Source organism: Microbacterium sp. MYb64 (genome assembly GCF_002979495.1).
Classification (GTDB): domain Bacteria; phylum Actinomycetota; class Actinomycetes; order Actinomycetales; family Microbacteriaceae; genus Microbacterium; species Microbacterium azadirachtae_A.
The window spans coordinates 15,773-31,941 of record NZ_PCOW01000028.1 but is presented as its reverse complement, the minus strand read 5'-3'; the positions used below and the strand labels follow the sequence as shown (position 1 = coordinate 31,941).

The 16,169-nt window shown below is 69.5% G+C and carries 15 protein-coding genes; 3 read left to right on the top strand and 12 right to left on the bottom strand.

What is annotated here, in order from left to right:
• Window positions 1–5: 5 nt before the first annotated feature.
• The 3 genes from CQ044_RS17905 to CQ044_RS17895 all read right to left on the bottom strand — a co-directional run bounded on the left by CQ044_RS17905 (window position 6) and on the right by CQ044_RS17895 (window position 3,287).
• The gene (locus CQ044_RS17905) at window positions 6–1,118 is read right to left on the bottom strand and encodes an acyl-CoA desaturase (RefSeq protein WP_105689724.1); all 1,113 of its coding nucleotides are present in this window, start codon (window positions 1,116–1,118) and stop codon (window positions 6–8) included.
• A 172-nt stretch (window positions 1,119–1,290) separates the two neighbouring features.
• Entirely contained in the window at window positions 1,291–2,049 is a 759-nt protein-coding gene (locus tag CQ044_RS17900; protein ID WP_181158380.1) for a patatin-like phospholipase family protein, read from the bottom strand.
• Between the two features lie 359 nt (window positions 2,050–2,408).
• Window positions 2,409–3,287 (bottom strand): alcohol dehydrogenase catalytic domain-containing protein, encoded by an 879-nt coding sequence (locus CQ044_RS17895; RefSeq protein WP_146116827.1) that lies wholly within the window; start codon window positions 3,285–3,287, stop codon window positions 2,409–2,411.
• 100 nt (window positions 3,288–3,387) lie between these two features.
• On the opposite strand from CQ044_RS17895, the gene CQ044_RS17890 reads away from it, so the two are divergent.
• Entirely contained in the window at window positions 3,388–3,807 is a 420-nt protein-coding gene (locus CQ044_RS17890; protein ID WP_105689721.1) for a helix-turn-helix domain-containing protein, read from the top strand.
• A 41-nt stretch (window positions 3,808–3,848) separates the two neighbouring features.
• Here the strand turns inward: CQ044_RS17890 and CQ044_RS17885 are convergent, their stop codons facing one another.
• The 3 genes from CQ044_RS17885 to CQ044_RS17875 all read right to left on the bottom strand — a co-directional run bounded on the left by CQ044_RS17885 (window position 3,849) and on the right by CQ044_RS17875 (window position 7,336).
• Window positions 3,849–4,154, bottom strand: a complete 306-nt coding sequence (locus CQ044_RS17885) for a hypothetical protein (RefSeq protein ID WP_105689720.1) — start codon at window positions 4,152–4,154, stop codon at window positions 3,849–3,851.
• Window positions 4,155–4,158: 4 nt separating this feature from the next.
• Window positions 4,159–4,464 carry a hypothetical protein gene (locus tag CQ044_RS17880; protein WP_146116826.1) on the bottom strand — a complete coding sequence of 102 codons (306 nt, stop codon included), beginning with the start codon at window positions 4,462–4,464 and terminating at the stop codon, window positions 4,159–4,161.
• Between the two features lie 208 nt (window positions 4,465–4,672).
• Window positions 4,673–7,336, bottom strand: coding sequence for a LuxR family transcriptional regulator (locus CQ044_RS17875; protein ID WP_181158379.1), 2,664 nt, complete (start codon window positions 7,334–7,336; stop codon window positions 4,673–4,675).
• A 219-nt stretch (window positions 7,337–7,555) separates the two neighbouring features.
• Here CQ044_RS17875 and CQ044_RS17870 point away from each other — a divergent pair, with 219 nt between their 5' ends.
• Window positions 7,556–8,875, top strand: a complete 1,320-nt coding sequence (locus CQ044_RS17870; RefSeq protein WP_105689717.1) for an Ig-like domain-containing protein — start codon at window positions 7,556–7,558, stop codon at window positions 8,873–8,875.
• A gap of 77 nt (window positions 8,876–8,952) precedes the next feature.
• Here CQ044_RS17870 and CQ044_RS17865 read toward each other — a convergent pair whose 3' ends face one another.
• The 5 genes from CQ044_RS17865 to CQ044_RS17845 all read right to left on the bottom strand — a co-directional run bounded on the left by CQ044_RS17865 (window position 8,953) and on the right by CQ044_RS17845 (window position 14,574).
• Window positions 8,953–9,963, bottom strand: coding sequence for an NADPH:quinone reductase (locus tag CQ044_RS17865; RefSeq protein WP_105689716.1), 1,011 nt, complete (start codon window positions 9,961–9,963; stop codon window positions 8,953–8,955).
• A complete protein-coding gene (locus CQ044_RS17860; RefSeq protein WP_105689715.1) occupies window positions 9,963–10,265 on the bottom strand; it encodes a YciI family protein in 303 nt (100 codons plus the stop codon). Before CQ044_RS17860 ends, CQ044_RS17865 begins: the two co-directional genes overlap by 1 nt.
• 72 nt (window positions 10,266–10,337) lie before the next feature.
• Window positions 10,338–12,665 carry a M20/M25/M40 family metallo-hydrolase gene (locus CQ044_RS17855; RefSeq protein ID WP_105689714.1) on the bottom strand — a complete coding sequence of 776 codons (2,328 nt, stop codon included), beginning with the start codon at window positions 12,663–12,665 and terminating at the stop codon, window positions 10,338–10,340.
• 66 nt (window positions 12,666–12,731) lie between these two features.
• Window positions 12,732–13,682 (bottom strand): GNAT family N-acetyltransferase, encoded by a 951-nt coding sequence (locus CQ044_RS17850; RefSeq protein WP_219844993.1) that lies wholly within the window; start codon window positions 13,680–13,682, stop codon window positions 12,732–12,734.
• Window positions 13,683–13,893: 211 nt separating this feature from the next.
• The gene (locus CQ044_RS17845; protein WP_105689713.1) at window positions 13,894–14,574 is read right to left on the bottom strand and encodes a helix-turn-helix domain-containing protein; all 681 of its coding nucleotides are present in this window, start codon (window positions 14,572–14,574) and stop codon (window positions 13,894–13,896) included.
• Window positions 14,575–14,785: 211 nt separating this feature from the next.
• On the opposite strand from CQ044_RS17845, the gene CQ044_RS17840 reads away from it, so the two are divergent.
• Window positions 14,786–15,727 (top strand): NAD(P)/FAD-dependent oxidoreductase, encoded by a 942-nt coding sequence (locus CQ044_RS17840; RefSeq protein WP_105689712.1) that lies wholly within the window; start codon window positions 14,786–14,788, stop codon window positions 15,725–15,727.
• 77 nt (window positions 15,728–15,804) lie between these two features.
• Here CQ044_RS17840 and CQ044_RS17835 read toward each other — a convergent pair whose 3' ends face one another.
• On the bottom strand, window positions 15,805–16,125 hold the full coding sequence (locus CQ044_RS17835; RefSeq protein ID WP_105689711.1) for a co-chaperone YbbN: 321 nt from the start codon (window positions 16,123–16,125) through the stop codon (window positions 15,805–15,807).
• Window positions 16,126–16,169: the final 44 nt, after the last annotated feature.

Genomic DNA, 16,169 nt, shown 5'->3' with positions numbered 1-16,169 from the left:
CGGGATCAGGCGCGCCGGTACTGCCCGACCATGGGGCAGTCGAACGGATCCCGCGCGGCGAGGCCCACCCGGTTGAGGTAGTCGATGACGATCGCGTACGACCGCCACAGGGAGGTCTCCGTGTAGGGGACGCCGTGCGTGGCGCAGAACTCCCGCACGATCTCGCTCGCCTGTGCGAGGTGCATCCGCGACATGTTCGGGAACAGGTGGTGCTCGACCTGATAGTTCAGGCCGCCCATGAGCCAGGTGGCCCACCATCCGCCGCGGATGTTGCGCGACGTGTACACCTGCTTGGAGAAGAAGTCGAGACGCGCGTCGGGTGCGATCACTGCCATGCCCTTGTGGTTCGGCGCGAAGGACGCCCCCATGTACACGCCGAAGACGGCGAGCATGACGCCGAGGAACGCGGCGGCCTTGCCGAGCGGGAGCACCAGGAAGATCGGCGTCAGCACGAGCGCGAAGCGGGCAGCGATCAGGACGATCTCCGTCCAGCGGCCCTTCACGGGCGCGCGGCCGAAGAGATGCTTGATGCCGAGGTAATGAAGGTTCAGGCCCTCGAGGGTCAGCAGCGGGAAGAACAACCAGCCTTGCCGGCGGGTGATCATCCGGATCAGGCCTCGCGACTGCGCCGCATCCTCTTCCAGGAACGAGATGGTGTCGACTTCGATGTCGGGATCCTTCCCGACGCGGTTGGGGTTCGCGTGGTGGCGGCTGTGCTTCGAGTCCCACCACGAGTAGCTGATCCCCACGACACCTGCCGCCAGGATGCGCGCGAGACGGTCGTTCGCCGGCCCGGAGGCGAGGATCTGCCGGTGCGCAGCCTCATGCGCGAGGAAAGCCACCTGCGTGAAGAGGATCCCGAACGCGGCGGCGATGAGCAGCTGGAACCAGCTGTCATCGAAGAGGATGAAACCCGTGATCGCACCGCCGAAGGCGACCGCGAGCCCGGTCGCGATGAGGATGTAGAACCGCGGGGTGCGCTGCATCAGCCCCGTCTCGCGTACCACCCTGGACACCTCGACGAACGCGCGGGCCACATGCGGGAAGTCCTCTTTGCGGGCGTAGGTCTGCCGGACGGGGCCCAGGCGCGAGGGGATTTCGGTGTGTACGGATGACATCGATGAGCGCTTTCCCTGGGTCCGGCGGAGAGGCCGGAGCTGGAGCCAAGGGCGGACGCCGATCGCTGGGACCCACGCTACGCGTTCCCATATGCGTGGACGGGCATGAGCCGCTGTGCATCCACCTCGAAAGCACCCTCAAGAGGCCCTTGGGCCGCGGGCGGTGCGGCGCCTAGGCGATGGACAGGAGACGGCCGTCGCGATCCGCGGCGTCCAGGGCCTCCTCAGCCGCCCGACGCCCCTCCGCGATGAGCCTCGGTACGTCCTTCATCACCCATTGCGCCATGCGATCCATCTCCGGCTGGATGAGGATCACGGTCGGGTCGGCGACGAGGTCGGCGGTGGCGGTGACGGTGCGCATCATCCGCACGTTCTCCCACTTGGCGTGCAGCCGGACGACGATCGTGCGCTCCGCGCCGAGCGCGCGGGTCACCGAGTCCGGGACGTTGTCGACCATGCCGCCGTCGGCGAGCAGAGCGCCGTCGCGACGGACGGGCGGCAGCACGCCGGGGACGGCGACCGTGGCACGGAGGGCCGTGCTGAGCGGTCCGCGGTCCAAGATCACGCCGCGACGCGTGCGCAGGTCGGTGGCGTAGGCGCCGAAGCGCCGCGGCAGGTCCTCGATGAGGGGGTCGTGGCCGAGGATCCGACGGATCGCGACGGTCACCGCATGCGTGTCGAGCAGCCCCCACCGCGGGCGCAGCGACCAGCGGGCGATCGCGCCCCAGCGGAACCCGCGCACCGCACGCTCGATCGTGTCGGCTCCGAAGCCCGCGGCGTAGGCGGCGCCGAGGAGAGCACCTGCGCTCGTCCCGGCGACGATCCCGGGGCGGATGCCGCGCTCGGCGAGCACCTGCAGCACTCCGGCCTGCGCGGCGCCGTACGCGCCGCCGCCGCTCAGCGTCAGCCCGAGGGTGTGATCGTCCGTCACGTGTCTCCCCTCGCCGGCCGTCAGGCGACGCTATCAGTGGCCGCCTTCGCAACGGCTGAGACGGAGGTATGGAGAAGAGTTCATCGTCCTGGTCCCGAACCAGAACGATGACCCCTCTGCACCTCCAGCGGGCGCGGCACTCCCCAGCGCTGCGCCACAGTGAACAACCAGAATATTGGCTGCTCGCTGAGCGTTTCATCGGAACGTTGGGCCTGGACGTCGAGGCCCCCTCTGAGCACCGAAGCCCCCTCGCAGTTGCGTAACTGCGAGGGGGCTTCGGTGCTGCGAGGGGGCCTCGGCGGAAGTGGGGCGCCAGGGACGTCAGCACTCGTCCTCCTGCGCGCCGACGGCGCGCGCCCTCATCGGAGGGAGACGACCGTCCGACCGCGCTCGGTGCGGGGAGCCATCACCGCCGCCGGCGCCCGGTCGAGATCGACGATCTCTCGAATGCGCGCGATCATGTCCTTCGATGCGATCAGGCCCAGCAGATAAGTCAGTTGCGGGCGATCGGCGGCGACGACGAGCGACGTCACTCGCACCCCGCGCACGGAGGCGGGCTCGCCGCCGGGCATGACGCCGACGTATCGCCCGCCGTCAGCAACGACCGCGAGTGCCTCCGCGCCGAGCTGGGCGGTGTCGAACACCGCGTCGTAGGATCCGGCCAAGCCGTCGAGGAAGGCCGCACCGGTCGACTCGACGAACGCGCGGTCGTGGTCTCGAGCGAGTCCGGTCACGGCGAAGCCGAGCTCGCGGGCGATGGCGATCGCGAAGCCGCCGACCATTCCCGCGGCGCCCGTCACCAGCAGGCTGCCCCGCTCTTCGCCGAGCGTGGCGAGCGCCTGGAGCGCGGTGAGGGCGGCGACGGGGACGACAGCACCTTCTTCGGACGAGACACCATCCGGCAGGTGGGTCAGTGCGTCCTCCGGAACGCTGACGTACTCGGACACCGCGCCGACCTCCTTGTCGAACGTGTCGATGATCCCGACGACGCGTTGTCCCGGGCGGAACTCGGAGGACGGGTCGGACTCGGTCACGGTTCCGGCGAAGTCCCAGCCGAGTCCGACGGTCGCGCGCTCGATGTAGCCGAGCTCGTGGAAGACGCCGGCGCTCACCGCGGCATCGCCGGAGTCGATGGCGGCGTGGTGGACTTCGACCAGGACCTCTCCCCTCTGGCGAAGGGGAGCAGCGACCTCAGCGATGGCCGGAGTGCCGGGAGGGGCGACGAGCAATGCGCGCACGAGTGTCCTTTCGATTCGGGCGGGTAGTCTCAGTCTGATCAAGCCGTCCGCGACGCGGAAGAAGGCACTCTCGAGTGCCTATGGATACTGTGGGGATGCGATGACGACGCTCACTGCACGGCAGCGCCGGCAGACGACCCGTGATGCCTTCGAGCAGTTCTTCGAGAGCTGCCCCAGCCGGCAGGTGCTCGACCAGCTGTCGAACAAGTGGGTGGCGATCTGCGTGCTGACCCTGAGCGAAGGCCCGATGCGGCATGCGGAACTCGCGCGGGCGATCCCCTCCGTGACGCAGAAGATGCTCACGCAGACGCTCCGGGCTCTCGAGCGTGACGGCATGGTCCATCGTGCGGTCGAGCCGACGGTGCCCGTTTCCGTGACCTACTCGCTCACCGAGCTCGGAGAATCGCTTCTCGGCCTGCTGGACTCGGTCGTCCAGTGGTCCGACCGCCATATCGACGAGATCGAGCGGAGCCGTAGCTCCCATGTCGGTTGGGAAGCCGGCGCGGCGCCGTCGTCCTGACGGAGACGCCGCGCCGCACGGAACCGCCGTCGCTCCGGCGCTCAGCCCGCTGTCGCGCGCAGCACCTCCCGATGATCCCGCAGGCGTGCGACGAATGCCTCGAAGCAACGGAACGCATCCGCGTCGAGGTCGAACCGCAGAACCTGGAACGTGATCTGCGCCCCACGGGATCCGATCGCGACCTTGACGCCGCGACGACCGGGCTTCGCTTCGATCGTGAGGTATTCCACGTCGAAGAGGAAGATGCCGGGAGGCCAGCGGGTGCTGGCGACCGTGAGCAGATGCGCCTGCCAGGTGAGGTGCAGATCCTCTGCGAGAGCGAGGCGTTCGTAGGGGTGCTCGCTCACGCGGCTACACCGAAGGATTCTGGCTGAGGGCTTTGCGGAAGGCGTCCGCCTTCCTGCGATCCTGCGCTTTCACGCTCAGGCTGGGATCGTTCTTCACATCGAAGCGCACCTCCTCCGACGTCGACTCCACGAGCACTTTCACGGCGGCACCGGCGTCGGGCGGCCAGAAGTCCGTCACCCAGCGGGGTTCGTCGATTCTGGCGCGCATGATGCTGCCGTCGGCGCGGACCACGTCCGCGACCCATTCCCTGGTCGGCGTGAGACCGTCGCCGGACACCCTCTTGATGTTCACGAGCACGATGGTCGCCACCGCGTTCTCCCATTGCCTCTTCCGTCGTCCGAACATGCGGCCGCCCCGTCCCTCCGTGTCGATGCCGGCGGCCCGTCCAGGTGATGCCGCCTTCGGGGCGGCCCTTCCTCCGCTCCCCCGCAATGCTCCGCCTCTCCGGCCGATTCCGGATGAGGGGGCGTTACTCATCTGCGACCGAGCATCACTCAGAGGCAGCCCGGCGATGGCATCAGAGTTCGTCGCGGCCGGCCACCCCGAGCTTCTGATAGACGGCGTACAGGTGGTTGTCCACGGTCCTCGGAGAGAGCGTGAGGCGGGCCGCGATCTGAGGGGTGCTGTGACCGGCACGGGCGAGCGACGCGATCTCGCTCTCCCGACGGGTGAGCCGGGCGGACTCGCCGAGTCGTTCCAGCATCGGCGTGCGCGCGTCGTCGGCGAGACGACGCAGATGCACCGCGGTCTGCCGCAGTCGGGTTGCGGGCCGCGCCGAGCTGTGCAGCGCGGCCGCGGTGAACGCCTCGGCCGCCAGGATGTGGGAGCCCAGAGACTGCCATTCCGTGCCGACGGCGGCGAGTCGATCCGCATTCTGCTCGGCCTCTGCGATCGCATGCTCGGCGAGCAGAGCGATGTCACGACTGTCGGAGGCCTCAGCGATGCTTCTCAGCAGCGGCGCCGCCGCTTCCGGCTCTCCGAGTCGCGAGACGCTGTGCAGCAGCACCGCCGCGACCGCTCGCTCCCCTCGCGTGACGAGTTCTTCCGCGCGCTCGACGAGGCGCCAGATGATCTCCCGGTCCGCGCCGGCGGCCAGATCGACCCAGACCGTCGCGAGGAGCGCGATCGAATTGTGCTCGGCGAGTCGATCGTGGAAACCATCCCGAACGGCCACGGCCTCATCGATGCGCCCCTGCCAGGTCAACGCGAGCGCCAGCCGTGAGGATGCCTGATCGTGGAATCGCGCCTGGTGCTGCGCGCCGACGCTGCCGATCACCTCACGGCACCACTGCTCGCTCCTCCGCAGATGCCCCTGCGCGAGCGCACAGTCGGCGAGGATCAGCTGCGCGTAGGCGATCGTGTGCTCGTCGTCGACCGCGATCGCCTCTGCCAGGCCCAGATTCGCCGTGGCCTCCGCTGCGACCAGCTGCGAACACCAGAGCTGGGCCATCGCCAGGGCGACCCGCGCGCGACGGAGGGTCGTCACCGGCTCGTTCTCGAACATCGCCGCATGCACAGCCGCCTCCGCGATGGCGAGCGCCTGCGCCGAACGCCCCTGCGAGACCGCGGTCAGCGACGACACGACGGCGACAGAGAGCTGATCCGGCCCGATATCTCCGACGTCGCCCTGAAAGGGGCTGGGCCCGAGAGCCGCGGCCGCCGCATCCGCGCGCTCGAGATAGGTGAACAGGATCGCCCGCTGCTCCGCCAGTGTGACAGCGAGCTCCGGGTTCTCTCGTGCGACCTGGTCGAGGACGGCGAGCGCGTCGACCTCCCCGAAGCGGCGCCCGGCGTAGGCGCTCGCAAGGGCACGAGCGATGCTGACGGTCCGCACCCTGGGTCCCGGATCCGCGCTGTCTGCAGCACGGGCGGCTTCGAGCACCGCGATCGACTCCTCGTTCTCTCCGAGGATCCACAGCGAATACCCCTGCAGCAGGAGCATCTCGGGGTCCGGCCCGCCGACGGCGAGGGCCGCGGCCGCGAACCGCGCCATCATCGGGTAATCCTGTGCCAGCGATGCGAGGCTCGCCGCTCGCGCGAGGGACGCCGCGTCGGCGGGTCGCCCGGCGTCCAGGTTCCAGGCGGCGATGCGCAGCTCGTTGCTGCCTCCGGAGGAGATCGCCGCGGTGGCGCGCGCCTGATCGACAAGGATGCCGATGCGTTCGAGCCGCGAGAGCGATGCCCGAATCGCCTCCCCGTACTGCGGGTGGCCGAGCGTGAGCCACAGCGTGCCCTCGTGCTCGCGGAGGGCGATCATCCCCTGCTGTTCCAGCCTCGCGGCATGAGCCGCATCTCCGTCGCCGACGGCCTCCTCGAGCGAGAGAGTGTGGCAGACGGCGAGTCGACGGACGAGATCTCGATCGGGCGGACTGAGCGTCGCGAAGCGAGCGCGGATCAGTTCCTGCAGGGCGATGGTGCCCTGCGGCGGCCCCGAGAGCCGCCAGATGCCGTTGTGCGACTCGAGGTCTCCGGCTTCATGCGCACCCGCGACGAGTTCGCGCAGCATCAGCGGGTTCCCCTCGGACGCGGCATGGAAGTCCCGCACGGCGCGGTGTGCGACCGGATCGTCCAGCACCGCTTCCAGGAGTTCGGCGCATTCGTTCAGAGTCAGCGCCGGCACGTCGACGCGCACGCCGGCCCCACCGGTCCAGAGCGACAGCACGGTGTCCGGAATGGGCTCCCCGTCGCGCAGCGTCGCGACGAGCCGCACTGCCTCGGCGGCCAGGAGCTGTGCGATCAGGGCCAGGGACAGCCGGTCCAGCGACCCGAGATCGTCGACGACCAGAAGGATCCTCCGACCGGCCGCATCGTCGTGCAAGGCCCGCCGGATCGTGTCGAAGGGCGCATTGGAGTGGTGGGCGAGAGCGTCGAGGTCGAGTGCGGCACCGGGGAGGGCAGGCAGGAGCGCGCCGAGCGGGATCTCGGCCAATGCCTTGTCCGCAGTCACGCGCAGCACACGCTCCCCCGCATCGGCCGCCTCTGTCGCGACCTCTGCGGCGATCCGCGACTTGCCGACGCCGGACGGCCCGCACAACAGCAGCGCCTTCGCGCTCCGGGATCGCAGCGCCGCCCGCACCGCGGCGAGCTGCGAGGCGCGGCCGACGAAGGGCCATCTCCCGCGCACGTCGAGAGCCGCGACCGGGACCTTCTCGGGTCGCGTGGTCGAGTGGTCGGCACGCATGATGGGGACATTCTGGCAGGCCCCCTGCCCGGTTCGCATCGACATCTGTCGTGAAGCACGGGGCGAGGCGCGATCCGAGTAGTCGCCGTCACGAATCCGAGTGACGGGCACTCATGCGGAGGGGCTCGAGTCCCTCCAGGATTGCCCTGTCCCTGGGCGGACCCTGCCCGCATGCGCTTCACGGCGCACGAGATACGTCACGAGCTCTGAAGGAGCCCCATGCCCGCTTCACCGCACCGCCGATCATCCCCCGCTCGGAGAGCCGTCCGCCTGGCCGTCGCGGGCCTGGCTCTGAGCCTCACCGGCGCGCTCTCGCTCTTCGGGGCCGGCGCGGCTTTCGCAGCCGATTCCTTCTTCACTCCCGTCGCTGCGACGGATGCTGACGGGACGGTCCAGAACCCGCCTCTGACAACCGCGCCGGAGATGAGCCGCGAGCAGGCCGCGGTAGCGGTGGCCCCCGCGGCGAACACCGCACCGACCGCGAACCCTGACACCTACTCGATGGTGCAGGGCGACGTGCTCGCCATCGATGAGCCCGGGGTGCTCGCCAACGACACCGACGCGGACGGCGATGCGCTGCACGCATCCTCGGTGCAGGGCATCGACAGCGCCACCACCGTGCTCAACCAGGCCGGTTGGCTCAAGTACATGCCTGATCCCTCCTTCACCGGAGTGACGACGTTCCAGTACCGCTCGAGCGACGGTGAGGCCGAGAGCAACTGGGCGACGGTCACGATCACCGTCACCCCGAAGCCCGAGCTCCCGCAGCCGGTGGCGAACCCCGACGCCTACTCGGTGATGCAGGGCGACACCCTCCACGTCGATGCCGCGGGCATTCTCGCGAACGACACCTCGGCGAGCGGGGAGCAGCTGGCGGTGGCACCGCTTTACGTCGGCAGCAACCCCGTCGAAGGCCTCGCGGTGAACGCCGACGGCAGCTTCACCCTCACCACGGAGCCGTCGTATGTCGGCGACTTCCAGTTCTCCTATGCGGCGATCGGCCAGGGCTCCCTGGCGACCAGCAACGTCACGACGGTCACTGTCACCGTGCTTCCGCGGGCGGCGTCCGAGCGGCCCGTCGCTCAGGACGATCAGTACACGACGTCGAAGGATGTGCCGCTCGTGATCCCGGCCGCGAGCCTCCTCGCGAACGACTCGCTGCCGAACGGCGACATCGCGGACTGGTTCGAAGACGCCGGCGAGGTCTCACGCCACCTCGACGGCAGCTTCGTCTACACCCCCGCCCAGGGCTTCGTCGGCACGAAGACGTTCACCTACAACATGGCCGCCCATTCCGACGACCCTGTGAGCATCCAGAGCAACTGGGCGACGGTGACGATCACGGTCACCGATCCGGGGACGGCACCCGGCCCTGGCGCCGCACCCGATCCCGGCACCAAAGCCGAGGGCACCACGCTTGCGCAGACCGGCGGGGCGGACTCGACGCCGGTCGCGTGGGCCGGTGCCGCGCTTCTGCTGCTGGGCGCCGCAGCGTCCGCGATCCCGGTGCTGCGCCGCGGGCGGACACGAGGCCTCTAGCTCGACTGTTCCACCCCGAACCCGAAAGAGGTCCGGCCCGCGAGATTTCGCGGACCGGACCTCTTTCCGACGCTGCGTCACTCCGCGCCCGTGTTCCGGTCCGGATGAAGTCGCGCCATCAGAACCAGCTTGCCGGCCCGCCCCGTCGGCTCGGTGCGATGCGCGTCCGCCGCGTGTTCGAGCGCGAACAGTCCGCCCACGACAGGCCGCAACTGTCCGCGCTCCAGCATGTCCTGAACGGCGGAATAGGCATCGTCCGCGTCCGCCGCGCTCATGTTCCAGAGAGCGGTCCCGCGGATGTCGGCTTCCGCGGCCATGAGCTCTCGCGGCGCAATCGTGACCTGCCCGCGCGCGCCCACGATCACGACGCGCCCATTCGGAGCCAGGACGCGCAACACAGTGCCGAGATTGAGGTCGGCCCGCATCTCGATGACGACATCCGCGCCGCGTCCGCCCGTGAGACGCCCGACCAGCTCGAGGTGGGCAGGATCGCTGTGGTCGATCACGTGATGAGCGCCGGCGGCACGGACGATGCGACGTCCCTCTGGCGTCGACGCGGTGCCGATCACCGTCATGCTCCGGGCCACGGCGATCTGGACGGCGGGCAGCCCCACCCCTCCGGAGGCACCGTGGATGAGAACGGTCTCGCCTGTGCGGGCCTGCCCCCGCTGGATGAGCGCCCGGTAGGCGGTGATCGCCGGTACTCCGATTGCAGCGCCTTGCGCGAAGGAGAGATGGCTGGGAAGAGGGTGGACGAGGGCGGCGTCGCAGTCCAACGTGTCGGCGTAGGCGCCGGTGATGCGGGCGGGAAGGAGGGACACCCAGACCCGCTCGCCGACGTGCCGGTCGGTCACCCCGGCGCCGACATCGACGATGATGCCTGCCGCGTCGAATCCCGGCGTGTAGGGCAGCTCCGGGGCGAGGAACTCATAGGTTCCTGCACGGATGTACGTGTCCGCGGGGTTCACTCCGGCCGCTTCGATGGCGACCCGGACCCGTCCCGCTCCCACGGGCGCCGATGCCGGAGGGTCGGCGACGAGCTCCAGGACGTCAGGCTCTCCGAACCGCGCCACCCTGATGCGCCTCATCAGAGCTCGCTCGGGTTGCTCATCGCCTGTCGGAACGGCCGGACCTCGACGTCATCCCACACGCGCCCCACGACGTACGGGTCGTCCGCAAGCCAGGCGTCGAGCGTCGCGCGGTCTGCGAACTCGACGTGCAGCGACGAGCCGATCGGAGTCCCGCGGGGGCCGAGGATCGCGCCGCCGCTGAGTACTCGGCCCGCGCTCAGGTCCTGCAGTCTCGCGAGATGCGCAGGTCGCATGCGGACGCGCCTCTCCTGCGCTCCATCATCCGGGTGGTCGACAGCCGTGATCACGAACTGCTCCATCTGTCCGTCTCCTCTCGGAATGGTCCATGCCTCGGGGGTGAATGCGCTCGATCGCGGTGATACCGGGACCCGTCACAGTTTCGCGGTGGTCGCGAGGAATCTCATCTCGGCGATGTGGCCAGCTGCGGGAACGACGTCGCGGGGACGTTCGACATATCCTGGCAGCTCCCGCAGACCATCGGCGCCCTCGATGAGGCGGAGTTCCAGCGGCCCGGCGCCCTCTGACCGGATCGTCATCTCGATCTCGCCCTCCCGCAGCGCCTCGATCTGCAAGGAGGGAACGCCTCCGCTCGCCACGAGCCTGCCCTCGACAGTGATGGACCGAATCGCGCCTCGAACCGGCTCGAGGTACAGCGTGCGCGCCGAACTCCGTGACGAGAAGCGGACCGTGAGCTCGCGGTCTCCGTCGGTGGCACCCTCGCTCAGGACCGTGACGACCGGCGCCGGTGCTCCGCTGGGCTCGGCCGTACCGGTACGGCCTCCCTCCTCCAGCATCGGGAAGGACCCTGTCAGATCCTCGTGACGGTCCACGAGACGATCGCTCCAGCCTGTGGGATCGGCGTCACCGCTGACCCAGTGCGCCTGGCCCGTGTCTCGGTCTTCGACGTACGCGAGCGCGACCGGAATCGGATGCGAGCGGGTGTTCGCGTTGACGACGAATCCGGCGACCACGAGGGCGCTCGCGACGACGAGCGCGCCGACGGGGAGCACGAGGCGCCGGAACACCGCAGGCCGGAGCCGGTCGGACCCCGCGGTGAAGAGAAGGTCGGCGACCGGCGTGAGCAGCAGGAGCAGCAGCGCGGCGAGGAACAGGGCGAGACCGCTGCCCGATATCCCTGCTACCGGGAGCAGCAGGACGACGCTGGGCACCAGGATCAGGATCGCAACCGAGCATGCCGCGACCGTCGACACCGTCGCCCAACGTGCGCGGACTCTTCCTCGGATCCCGGCTGCTCCGACCGATGCGGTTGCGATCAAGGAGAGGCCTCCCGCGAGCGCCGGCAACGCGAAGACGTACGATCCGCCGGGGACGGCGGCAGCGGCGAACAGAGCGAGCACGGCGGTCCAGACGAGAGCGCCGAAGAAGAGCGAGCTCCCCTGATCCCACCGTCGGGCCAGGGCCAGCCAGCCGAGGTGGACACCGATCACGGCGACGACGAGGCCGGCGCGGAACCACCCGGGGTTCCATGGCTCGTCCAGTTGGGCGTATGCCGGTTGGACACCCGTCATCAGCGCCCACAGGCCCGCTCCCAGGCCGAGCGATATCACGAGCGGCGGCATCGCCATCAGAACGCCGAGCGCCAGACGCCGCAAGGTCGCCGCACCGCGTCGCACCAACAGCACGCCTGCCGTGAGCACGATCGACGCGGCGACCGCGGCGATCGGCCAGACGAGAGCAGCCGGATAGTGCGCGAGCCGGCCGAGGAGCGGGAAGTACGTCGCATCGCGCGGAGCCGGTTCGCCGAGTTCGGCGAGGTCGGCGTCCGCGAGAGCCCTCGTCACCGCGAGTGCGTTGGAGCCCTGATGCTGCAGGGAGTCGATCGACTGTCGTTCGATGCTGTCCTCGGGCGAGTGGTAGACCGCGGATCCGTCGAGGTAGGAGCTGTTCAACCCGGTGAAGCGTCCCGAGTCGAGCACCGGGGTCAGGTCTGTGTCGTTCGGGAGGAGCCGGTAGAGGTCACCCGCGAGGCTCGTCGCGACCGGATACGGCGCATTCGCACCGAACAGGTCGATGAGTCGCTCATTCCCGCTGCTCGTCTCGAACATGACGGCCGGCCCGGATGCGCCCCGTGACTCGATGTTCAGCGCGACCCCGCCTCGTCGACCATCCGGATCGGATGCCACGAAGGCCTCCGCGCCGAACATCCCGGGTTCCTCCGCGTCTGTGAAGAGCAGGACGATGTCGTTCTTGGGGGTGCCGTCGTTCGCGAGCGCGCGACCCACCTCGAGAAGCGTCGCGACACCGGCGCCATCGTCGCCCGCGCCCAACGAGGCCGGGGCCGCGTCATAGTGGGCGACGAGCAGCACGGTTCCCGATGGATCGCTTCCCGGGATCTTCCCGACCACGTTCTCGACGTGCGCTGCGGCGGGATACTCGGTGTCCCCGGACGATCCGACCGCGCTCTGCACGCGCGCGTCGATGGCCGAGGCACGCAGCTCCTTCAGGATCCCGCCCCGCACGACCGCCGCCTCGGCGGAGCCTGCCGGATGCGGGCGCCGACTCGCATCGGCCTGATGCACCCGCGCCCGTTCTGCGCTGAACCCGCTCGCCTCATCGCCGATGCGCGCGGCATCCGGCGGGGAGACGCTCGCGGCGGCCCACCAGGCGAGGAGGGAAAGGACGGCGATGGCGACGAGGCCCGCGAGAGCAGGGCGCGCCGAACGTGGTCGTGAAGTCATCTCATGGCCCGCTGCTTCTCGTTTCGATGTCGGGTCGGATCCCCGGCAGGATGCCGATGGGAAGGGCTAGTACTCCTTCACCACGGTGACCGAGCGATCGAGTTCCCGGAACCCCAGCCGGCTGTAGAGGCCGACCGCGCCGGTCGGGCTCTCGCTGTCCACGTCGAGCACGGCTCGCTCGAGCCCCTCTGCGCGAAGAGCGCGCAACGTGTGCGCCAGCAGCGCCTGGGCGATCCGCCGTCCCCGCCACCCGCGTGCCACGCCGAGCATCTCGATGTAGCCGAAACGGAAGCCGTTCGGTTCCCACTCCGCCTCGTTGATCATCGTGCCCAGCACGCCCACGACGTCCTCGGAATCGTCCTCGCGCTTCGCGAGCACCACCGCGCTCAGTTCCGGGCGGAAGCTCTGGAGGCGAACGAGCGCCCCCCAGTCGTCCGGGGTCAGCGGCTGGGTGCCCCAGTGATCGCGAAAGGCGTCGTTGATCACCTCGCGCGCAGACTCGGACCACTCGTCCGCAAAGGGCGCGATCCGGAGATCCGGAGCGAGCTCCACCTCCGGGATCGCGTCACGCAGATCACGGTCCATCGTCAGCCACCATCGTGCCGGGACGAATCCCGCCGATTCCAGCAGCGCGCGCTGGGCCGTCGCCTTCGACTCGATGCCGGCATTCAGCCATCCGGGCAGGTCCGACTCCGACGCGGCCAGCAGCTGCAGACCGCGGGCCTCCTGCCAGGCGAGCAGCGCCGTCCCGATCCCCTCCCGCCGGCGCGAGGGGTGGACCTTGCCGTCGAGGCGCACCTTCACCAGCGTGGAGGCCTCGCTGCCGGTGGTCGCTTCGCCGTAGGCGACGATGCGACCGCCGGCGTCGAAGGCGATCGCGCTGTCCGTCTCGGGGTCGAAGGTCGGGGCGTCGAAGCCCTCTTCCAGCATGTCGAGAGTGTGCACGACCCGCGGGTGATCGACGGCGCCGCACGCCCGATCGAATTCGAGCAGAGCGGGCAGGTCCGCCCGCGTCACGCGCCGCCACGTCAGGTCGTCGCCCGCGTCCGGCAAGGAGACGGAAGCGGGAGCGTCGACCCGGGATCGGAGCGGACGGGCCTGTGGCGGTGAATCGAACGTCACTGAGTCTTCCTTTGGTGAATGCGTCGGACGGAGAGCGATGAGGACGCCGCCTCAACACTCGCTCGACTTCCCTGGTCGTGTCGAGATCTGTTGCCGGTTCGGCACATCATGTCGGCCCACCTGCGGGACGGGGCGAGATCTCGCCTCGGGACGCATCAGGGCGATCGCTCCCCTGGGCTTCCGCCTTCGCCCTCTCGGCATCACCCTTTCTGCGGGTGTGGGCTCGCACGTGCATCATCTCCCCCTGCGTGCCGAACAGGCTCAGCAGCTCGACCGGGCCCCTGCCTGTCGAGCCGAACCAATGCGGCTGCTCGGTGGGGAACTCTGCGACCTCACCGGGACCGAGGTGGACGTCATGCGGACCGAGCCTCAGGCGCATCGTGCCCGAGAGCACATACAGCCACTCGTACCCCTGGTGGGTGCGGAGCGACGGCTTCGATTCCGTGGCGGGGATCACGAGTTTGTACGCGCGGGGCTCGGTGTTCTGGCGCGTCAGCGGCACGACGGTTCGCCCCTCCACCCGCGCATGAGCGAGCTGGACCCGCGGGTCCTGGACGCTGGGCGCGGCGACGAGATCCGCGAGGGGGACCTCGAGCGCCATCGCGACGCGCAGCACGAGCTCGATCGTGGGTCGTCGCTGCCCGGACTCGAGTCGCGAGAGCGTGCTGGACGAGATGCCGGTGCGACTCGAAACCTCGCTCAGGGTCAGGTCACGTTTCTCGCGCGCCCGCCGCAGGCGCGAAGGCAGCTGATCGAGCGCGGCCGCGACAACGTGCTCGATCGCCATCCCGCCATGATCCGACGCCCTCGCACGGCCCGCAACACGCGTTGCGGAATCAGCAAACGTGGTCGGCGTTCCCACCCCGTGGATGCGACGATGCCCCCGGACGCCTGGGGATCGAGTCGGGTCGAGAAGTTCCTCTGGCTGTTCTGGCAACGCCGCTCTTCTTCTTCCGACGTTCGGGTGACCATGAAGGTCACAACAAGGAGGTCTGGACATGTATTGGGACGCAATCGTGCTGGGCGGCGGTGCCGCGGGGCTGAGCGCAGGCATCGTGCTCGCGCGCACTGGGGTCGAAGTGGTGCTGGTCGAGGACCGCACACCGCGGAATGCACCTGCATCGCAGATGCATGGCTTCCTCTCCCAGGAGGGGACGAACCCCGAGGCGCTGCTGCAGAAGGGCCGCGAGGAGATGATCGGGTTCGGCGGACGGATCCTCGCCGCCCGCGCCATCCGGACGTCGCGACGTGCGGGTGACTTCGTCGTCGCACTGGAGGACGGCAGCGAGATACAGGCACCGGCCGTCCTCGTGGCGACGGGTCTCCGTGACGTCCTGCCCGCCGTCCCCGGCGCCGAGACCCTGTGGGGCGACCTGGTGCACCACTGCCCGCATTGCCACGGACGCGAAGTGGAGGGACGGAGCATCGCCGTCATCGGCGGGAGCAACGAACCCATGTCCGTTCACCAGGCAGGTCTGATGAGGCGGTACACGGACGACGTCACGTTCTACACCAACGGGATCGCGCTTCCAGAGCAGGCACGCACCGAGTTGGATGCCGTCGGCGTCGTGATCGACGACATCCCCGTCAACGGGATCGAAGCGACGACGGGAAGTCAGGTCGTCGTGTCGTTGGAGACCGGACGCCAGATGACCCACCAGAGCGTCTTCGTCGCCCCGACGATGGAGCCTCGGGACGCCGTCGTCGAGGAACTGGATCTGACGCGCGCACCCGGTGGATCGTGGATCGAGGTCGGCCCCACGGGGAGGACGTCCGTGGCCGGCGTGTGGGCCGCGGGGAACGTGGCGAATCCGCGCGCCCAGGTGATCACGGCGGCGGGCGAGGGCTCGGCCGCGGCGGTCGACATGTCTGCGTACCTGCTCGACCGCGACCTCCGCCGCGCGGTCGGCGGAGAAGCCGCCTCCTGGTTCGTGCGGTAACGGGCGGCGCCGGGGACCGGCCCGGAAGAGGGGCCGTCGAGGGGTGGCGATGGGATCGCCACCCCTCGACCCGTATCTCAGCTGAGAGCCTTGTCGACCCTCTCGGCGAACGCGTGCAGAGGCATCGCCCCGGAGAACGAGCTCAGCATCGTGTCGCCCTGAGCGATCGCGAACGTCGGCACGGCTGTCACCCGGTACTTCAGGGACAGATCGGGATTCGCGTCGACGTCGACCCGCGCGACGGTCACGCTCGCGCCGCGCTCGGCCGCGAACTGATCGACGATCGGGATCATCGCGCGGCACGGCGCGCACCATTCGGCCCAGAACTGGATGATGACCGGTGATTCTCCCTCGAGGGCCGACTGCAGCGTGGCGCTGTTCGCTTCCAGGACAGGCATGGGCGGGTCTCGCTTTCTGGTTGAGGACGAAGAACTCCACACTC

Bases quoted from the DNA above. Each gene is read 5' to 3' on its own strand.
- CQ044_RS17905 (WP_105689724.1), bottom strand. From the start codon at position 1,118: ATGTCATCCGTACACACCGAAATCCCCTCGCGCCTGGGCCCCGTCCGG.
- CQ044_RS17890 (WP_105689721.1), top strand. From the start codon at position 3,388: ATGACGACGCTCACTGCACGGCAGCGCCGGCAGACGACCCGTGATGCC.
- CQ044_RS17875 (WP_181158379.1), bottom strand. From the start codon at position 7,336: ATGCGTGCCGACCACTCGACCACGCGACCCGAGAAGGTCCCGGTCGCG.
- CQ044_RS17870 (WP_105689717.1), top strand. From the start codon at position 7,556: ATGCCCGCTTCACCGCACCGCCGATCATCCCCCGCTCGGAGAGCCGTC.
- CQ044_RS17865 (WP_105689716.1), bottom strand. From the start codon at position 9,963: ATGAGGCGCATCAGGGTGGCGCGGTTCGGAGAGCCTGACGTCCTGGAG.
- CQ044_RS17860 (WP_105689715.1), bottom strand. From the start codon at position 10,265: ATGGAGCAGTTCGTGATCACGGCTGTCGACCACCCGGATGATGGAGCG.
- CQ044_RS17855 (WP_105689714.1), bottom strand. From the start codon at position 12,665: ATGACTTCACGACCACGTTCGGCGCGCCCTGCTCTCGCGGGCCTCGTC.
- CQ044_RS17845 (WP_105689713.1), bottom strand. From the start codon at position 14,574: ATGGCGATCGAGCACGTTGTCGCGGCCGCGCTCGATCAGCTGCCTTCG.
- CQ044_RS17840 (WP_105689712.1), top strand. From the start codon at position 14,786: ATGTATTGGGACGCAATCGTGCTGGGCGGCGGTGCCGCGGGGCTGAGC.
- CQ044_RS17835 (WP_105689711.1), bottom strand. From the start codon at position 16,125: ATGCCTGTCCTGGAAGCGAACAGCGCCACGCTGCAGTCGGCCCTCGAG.